4 protein-coding genes and 1 pseudogene are annotated in these 7,152 nt (G+C 42.4%); 3 read left to right on the top strand and 2 right to left on the bottom strand.

Annotation, left to right across the window (positions count from 1 at the left end):
* A pseudogene (locus PX482_RS23480) lies at positions 1-656 on the top strand (IS630 family transposase); the annotation flags it as partial.
* A gap of 122 nt (positions 657-778) precedes the next feature.
* Here PX482_RS23480 and PX482_RS23475 read toward each other — a convergent pair.
* Positions 779-2,812 (bottom strand): N-6 DNA methylase, encoded by a 2,034-nt coding sequence (locus PX482_RS23475; protein ID WP_288093878.1) that lies wholly within the window; start codon positions 2,810-2,812, stop codon positions 779-781.
* A 379-nt stretch (positions 2,813-3,191) separates the two neighbouring features.
* Positions 3,192-4,283 (bottom strand): redox-regulated ATPase YchF, encoded by a 1,092-nt coding sequence (gene ychF, locus PX482_RS23470; RefSeq protein ID WP_043996954.1) that lies wholly within the window; start codon positions 4,281-4,283, stop codon positions 3,192-3,194.
* 112 nt (positions 4,284-4,395) lie between these two features.
* Between ychF and PX482_RS23465 the strand changes: the two genes are divergently transcribed.
* Together PX482_RS23465 and PX482_RS23460 are read left to right on the top strand one after the other, a co-directional pair.
* A complete protein-coding gene (locus PX482_RS23465; RefSeq protein WP_196219792.1) occupies positions 4,396-4,545 on the top strand; it encodes a hypothetical protein in 150 nt (49 codons plus the stop codon).
* A gap of 284 nt (positions 4,546-4,829) precedes the next feature.
* Complete coding sequence (locus tag PX482_RS23460) at positions 4,830-6,863, top strand: elongation factor G (RefSeq protein WP_288123100.1); 2,034 nt, start codon at positions 4,830-4,832, stop codon at positions 6,861-6,863.
* The last annotated feature ends 289 nt before the right edge of the window (positions 6,864-7,152 follow it).

Here is a 7,152-nt window from a genome sequence, read left to right as displayed (position 1 = left end):
CCAAGAAAATCCCGAGGCAAGATTAAGAGACAGAGCCGAGAAGTTTGGAGTGAGACCAAGTGCCATTTGCTATGCCTAAAAAAAAATGAAAGTTACCAGAAAAAAGAAGTAACTTCGTTATAAAGAAAGAAACCGAGAAGAAAGAATGAAATACTACAGAGTGCTGAGAGAATTGATTAAAATATATGGAAGTAAAAGCCTTGTATTTATTGATGAATCAGGGTTTGAAGAATTTCAAACCTGTTTTTATGCCCGATGCACAAAAAGGGAAGAAAGTATTGGGAGATAGACAAGGAAAACGAGGAAAAAGAGAGAACCTTGTCGCTGGGAGAAGAAAGGGAAAAAAAGACTTTATTGCACCGATGATATTTACGAGAAGCCTGAATGCCGAAGGTTTTGAAGGGTGGTTATCTTTATATTTGTTGCCCTCTCTAACCATAACATCAGTATTAATTATGGATAATGCACCAATTCATCGGAAGACAGTCATTAAACAACTGGTAGAGGAAGCAGGTCATCAGGTCGTGTTTTTGCCAAAATACTCTCCTGATTTAAATGATATCGAACATGATTTTAGTGCATTAAAGAGGGCAAGAATGTATGCTCCTGTGGGGACACCCCTTGATGAAATTATTCGTACTTATTGTGTCGCCTAGTGTCTCGTTCTTATTTGAAATAACTATACATATCAGGACAGGCAAAAGTGGTAATAGATAATCAGTGTTTAATAACCGGATTTAGTATTAAGACTTTTTCTAAGCTTAACCTGCTTTTTGCCTTACTCAAATTGGCCAAGTAGAAGACTCATTTCGTGAACAACATTCTCACTTGCTTTTAACGCTTCTTTTCTAATTGCTTGAATTTCAGCCATACTTTTTGCTATTCTCTGCTGTTCAGATTGGGGTGGAATAGGCACTAAAACTTTAGACAAATCATCCCCTAAAATAGTAGGAATAGCATGACCTGTCATGTACCTTTTAATCTGACGCAAAAAAAAGTCTGTTCGCATATATACTAATAAAAACAAAGGCTCGACTCCCTGAATATTTCTTAATACTGAAAATCCATTTGAGCAAATTGCTCCGTCTTCATCTTCTGTGATTAGGGCTGTTGCTTGGCGTGGTGTTCCCGTACTTGCTCCTGAAATTGCTGTAATAATATCGCCTTTGTACAATCTATAAGTTGCGCGAGATGGGGCCTCATGTGCCTTGATTATTTGTTGAGAAACAACTTGCATTGTACGATAATCAACATCGGAAATAGCGATATATCTAATTTCACTGTCCCTGGCTAAACGAAAATCAGCCGCCTCTCTCAAAATATCGGCAATTTCACCTAAAGGTTTCGCTCCAATAGATTTTAGATGTTCTAATAATTTTTGGTCATTGGGTAAATAATGTTCGGCATCCAGTCTCGAATTGAGCAGGGTATTCTTAACTGTATAAATACAATCGCTGTTTTGTGCAAATTCGCCATTGATAAATGACCTAAAAGATTGAGAAATATCATCTATATCATCGTCAACTATTGGCAAACCTGATTTTGTTCGGGCTATAACTCCCGACTCGTTGCGCTTATATATTGTTTGTCCTTTAACGTCATAGCCTATTTTTTTGATTTGTGCCATAAAACAAGAATCATGGTTTGCTGGTAATTTTTGAACTACCAAAAGTGATGTCTTGATTCCAGTGCCGTAGGGTACAAAGGCTTCCGGCGGTATGGAAACAACACCTAATATTTTTGTTTGGGAGCGCAACCAATACCGAATCGGTCCATTAGAGATATTTTGTAATAGACCATCGGGCAGAATAATCGCCATGCGCCCACCTGCCCGCAATAATTTTATAGATTTCTCAATAAATAAAATATCGGGCGACTGACCCGCTAAAACGGTTGGGGAAACTTGCCAACTATTGGACGCTGATTTATGCCATTTCCGGGCAAGAAGATATGATTGAAGAATTTTCTGGTCTTCTACTTTTCCTTTATTTCCGAAAGGAGGATTGGTCAAGATAACATCAAAAGAATTATTTAATTTTTCATCTTCGATAAGCGCATTAGTGCAGATAATTTCTGAACCTGTGCCACCTTCAAAAACTAAACGAATCATTCCCGAAAGGGCGACATCAGGATTAAATTCAATTCCTGTAATACTTTCTTGCACAAAACTTGCTATATTGAACTCTGGATTATTTTGTCGAACATGGTTGATTGCTTGAATTAAAAAACCACCACTTCCGCAAGCAGGGTCGATAATTTTTTCGTTTGGTTTGGGGTCTATCATTTCAACCGCAAGGCGGACAATTGGGTGAGGGGTAAAAAATTCTCCCCTATCTCCACGCTGGTGTCTATTTACAAAAGTCTGAAAGGCTTCACCTTTTATATCGCCAGATGTTTTAGTTAAATTAATGTACTGTAACCTGCCTACAATATAAGCAAGAGTCAAAGGTTTTAACTTGAATGTGTCATCGGTGAAAAATCCCCGATAATGATTCTTGATTGAGGTAAATAATTGACTGAGACGCGACATAAATTCATCGTACTTATTTGCTACGATGGCTTTATATTCACTTGCTGTAACGCCAAAATTTACAGATTGCTTGGCAGATTTTTCATCATGAAGTTTGATGATGATTAGTTTAACCATCTCGTGAAAAATCTTGTCTTTGAGCATTCCTTCGTTGGCGTAAATATAATTATGGCACTCTTCAAAAACTGCGGAAAGATTGTTAGAAGGTCGTAATTCCTGAATTTGCGGGAGTTTTTCAGGTAACAGGCTATCTTCGGAAAATAACAATCCTTGCTCTTTCATTTTTCCAGTTTGATTTGACCGTTTCCCCTTGCGGGTTGTTGAATAGATAGACTATTTTTAGCCTCGACTGCATTCCTACCAAACCAGTCTTTTAGTGAACAGAGAACATCGCCATCTTGATTAAACAAGAACTTGCCACTACACCTGATTATAGAATATAAATTAGAGGATGTCAAGAGATAAAAAATTCAGTTTTCAGTTTAATGTTAACCAAAGTGAGTAAAAAAAGCTGAGAGATTGTTGATGACAGAAATTCGGAGCATCTTTCAATTTGATAACGCCTATTGTAGGGCTAATTCATGAATTAGCCCTACAGCTATTGACAACGCCAAATTCAACCTTTTGATCAGGTGGCGGCGCTCACCTGATTTATTTTTAGCTAAACATTAAAACGGAATAGTAATACATCACCTTCTTGAACAATATATTCCTTGCCTTCACTTCTGACTAAACCTTTTTCTTTGGCTGCGCTCATCGTGCCACTATTAACTAAATCCTGATAAGACACGGTTTCCGCACGAATAAAACCCCGTTCAAAATCCGAGTGAATAACTCCGGCTGCTTGGGGTGCTTTCATACCGGCAATAATCGTCCATGCGCGGGTTTCTTGGGGTCCGGTGGTGAGATAGGTACGCAGTCCTAATAACTCGTAGGTAGCTTTAATTAAAGATTTTAATCCCCCTTCTTCTACCCCTAAAGAACCGAGAAAATCTTTTCTTTCTTCCTCCGACAATTCCACTAATTCCGATTCTACTTGAGCAGAAACGATCACAACTTTTGCCTGTTCCTGTTGGGCAATTTGACGGACACTTTCTACCCAATCATTACCCGTGGCCAGATCATCTTCGCTCACATTAGCGGCATAAATAATCGGTTTACGACTCAATAAACCGAGATTTTTAATTAATTCTTCTTCCTCTTTGCTTAAATCCACTTTTCGCGCCGAAATACCGTCATTAAGACAAATTAGGATTTTTTCAAGTATAGCCAATTCTTCGGCGGCTTCCTTGCTATTTTTCGCCTGTTTGCGTAAACGTTCCACCCGCTTCTCCACCTGTCCCAAATCCGCTAGAGCTAACTCTAGATTAATCACCTCGATATCCCGGGCCGGATCCACGGAACCGGAAACATGAATAATATCATCATTATCAAAACAGCGCACCACATGAACGATCGCGTCCACTTCCCGGATATTAGCCAAAAATTGATTACCCAATCCTTCCCCCCGACTAGCACCCTTGACTAATCCGGCGATATCGACAAATTCAATCCGCGTCGGCACGATTTTCTCAGAATTAGAGATTTTAGCCAAAACCTCCAGACGTTCATCGGGGACGGATACCACACCCACATTCGGTTCAATGGTACAAAAGGGGAAATTAGCGGCCTCCGCCTTAGCATTAGCCACCAGAGCGTTAAATAGGGTGGATTTTCCCACATTTGGCAGTCCCACGATTCCAGCTTTCAACATAAAAATTGCTTGATAAACATCATCCCGACCTCTCACTATATCAGGCAACCTCTCGTTTTTGTAAATCCAGTTGAGGAGAAAGACTCTCGATAGTCAACAGCTTAGTTAACATTTGCTGAAAAAATTTTTCCTGGAGGTAGGAGACTCCGATTCAGGAGACTCCGATTCAGGAGACAGGAGATTATTTTTATTTATTCTCCCCATTTCCCCATTTCCCCACACCCCACACCCCACACCCCACACCCACGAAAAACTTATTTAGCAAACCCTAGTTAACATTTATTCAAGTTCCTTAACTAAAAGTAGGCGAGACTTTACAAGAGATTGCGAGAATGGGATGTAATGCTTGAGACTGAGTTAGGGTGAAGAGTAGGAAAGAATACACCTGTAGCACTGGGCAAAATTATGGCAAGACAGGCCTTTCACTTCTAACTACGTCCTGAGAGTAATTTTCAGTGCTATGACAGTATATTTCCTAGGGCGATCGAGTGTAAATATCGCCCAATCGCCGCAACTAATCACTAAATCATTCTTGGGGGTATCTGTATGAATCAAAGTATCGGAGCAAACACCCGTAATGTGGCCCTTGTCGGCCCCTACTCCAGTGGAAAAACCTCCTTACTGGAAAGTTTACTTTTCGTCACAGGAGCCATCACCAGAAAAGGTAAAATTAGCGATCGCAATACCGTTGGTGATAGTTCCACGCAAGCGCGGGATCGACAGATGAGTGTAGAAGTTTCCGTTGCCCATAGTCAATACCAAGACCTAAATTTTACCTTTCTCGATTGCCCCGGTTCGATCGAATTTGCCAGTGAAACCTATAATGCCCTCGTCGGGGCCGGTGCTGCTATTATCGTTTGTGAACCGGTGGTCGATCGAGTTCTCACCCTGGCTCCCTTGCTAAAATTCCTCGATGATTGGGAAATTCCGCATCTAATCTTCATCAATAAGATGGATCGCTGTAATAGTCACTTTAACGAAGTCCTACAAGCTCTCAAATCCGTTTCTAGTCGTCCCCTCGTTCCCCAGCAATATCCTATCCGTCAGAACAACGAAATTATCGGATTTATCGATTTAATCAACGAACAGGCTTATCATTACCATGCTAACAGTCCCGCCGACCCTGTAGCTTTACCCGACCACCTCAAGGAAGAAGAACAGATCGCTCGACAAGAAATGCTAGAAACGATCGCCGAATTTGACGATCATCTTTTAGAAGAACTCCTCGAAGATATTAACCCCTCCCGGGAAGAAATTCTCCAAGACTTAAAACAAGAACTGGGAGCCGATCAGATAGTACCCGTGTTCTTCGGTATGGCGGAACGGGACTATGGTGTGCGTCATCTCCTCACCGCTTTAGTGGAAGAAGCACCGGCCCCGACAATTACCGCCAATCGTCGCGGTCTCGATCCCAGTGCGGATGGGGATGCAGTGGTACAAATCCTCAAAACCTATTTTACTCCCCAGGGCGGTCGCCTCTCCCTAGGGCGAATCTGGCAGGGAACCCTTAACGATGGCATGGCCTTGAACGGTGTGCGGATTGGTGGTATCTATCGTCTCATGGGACAACAACAACAACCCTTACAGCAAGCGCAAGCGGGGGAAATTGTCGCTCTCGGTCGTTTGGAGGGAATCGCCACCGGAGACGTGGTTAGCAGCGGCAGTCAAAAACCCGATCTTCCCAGAGGATTACAGCTTAAACCCGTCTTTGCCTTGGCCATTGCCGCCGTAAATCGCAAGGATGAAGTGAAATTAAGTTCAGCTTTGACGAAACTGATCGAAGAAGATCCTTCCCTCTACTGGGAACAACACGGTGATACTAAAGAAGTGATTCTTTGGGGACAGGGAGAAATTCATCTGCAAGTGGCCCTCGATCGCCTAGCGCGCAAGTATAATCTACCGATGACCACCCATTTACCCCAAGTTCCCTACAAGGAAACAATCAAAACCAGCACCAAATCCCACGGACGTTATAAACACCAAACCGGCGGCCACGGTGCTTTTGGCGATGTGTACCTGGATATTAAACCCCTGGCCCGGGGGGAAGGTTTCCACTTCCATGAAAGCATTGTCGGTGGTGTCGTCCCCAAACAGTATATCCCCGGGGTAGAAACGGGAGTGCGGGAATATCTCGGTCATGGTCCGTTGGGTTTCCCCGTGGTGGATATTGATGTTACTCTCACCGATGGTTCCTATCACAGTGTCGATAGTTCCGAACAAGCTTTTAAACAAGCGGCCCGTCTAGCGATGACGGAAGGACTGCCTAAATGTCATCCGGTCTTATTAGAACCAATTCTATCGGTGACGGTTCTCGCTCCCTCAGAATACACTGCCAAGGTTTTACAGTTAATCAGTGGTAAACGCGGTCAAATTCAGGGTTTTGAAGCTTCTGCGGAGTGGAAAGGTTGGGATCAGGTAACGGCCTATCTACCCCAAGCGGAAATGCACGATTTTATCGTTGAATTGCGTTCTTTGACTATGGGTGTCGGTTTCTTCCAGTGGGATGAGGATCACCTGCAAGAAGTGCCGGATAAACTGCGCGATGCGGTTTTAGCCATGCAGGGTAATGGTAACAAGTAAAGTCTTCTTGGCTGTCACTAAAGTATAGGGATAAATTACCGAGAGATGGGCTTTTATTGGCTCATCTCTCCCTTTTGTGGCAAAAAATGACAGAAGGGTTCGATAAAATTAGCCTAGTGCTATAGTTACTAATTCTGTACGCAAATATTGCATCTAGAATTAGCTTTGTACGCTTTGACCCGTACTGGGTTAACTACGAACCTCTCTATCGGATTCCCGCTAAAGGCGGCCTCTCCGACTACCTTTCTTCCAATACTTAAGGAACCATTAATATCTGCTCCATAGAAAT

The sequence above is a fragment of the Microcystis sp. M53602_WE12 genome, assembly GCF_030065455.1.
Taxonomy (GTDB): domain Bacteria; phylum Cyanobacteriota; class Cyanobacteriia; order Cyanobacteriales; family Microcystaceae; genus Microcystis; species Microcystis aeruginosa.
The sequence above is the reverse complement of the archived record's forward strand: the minus strand, read 5'-3'. Positions and strand labels throughout refer to the sequence as shown.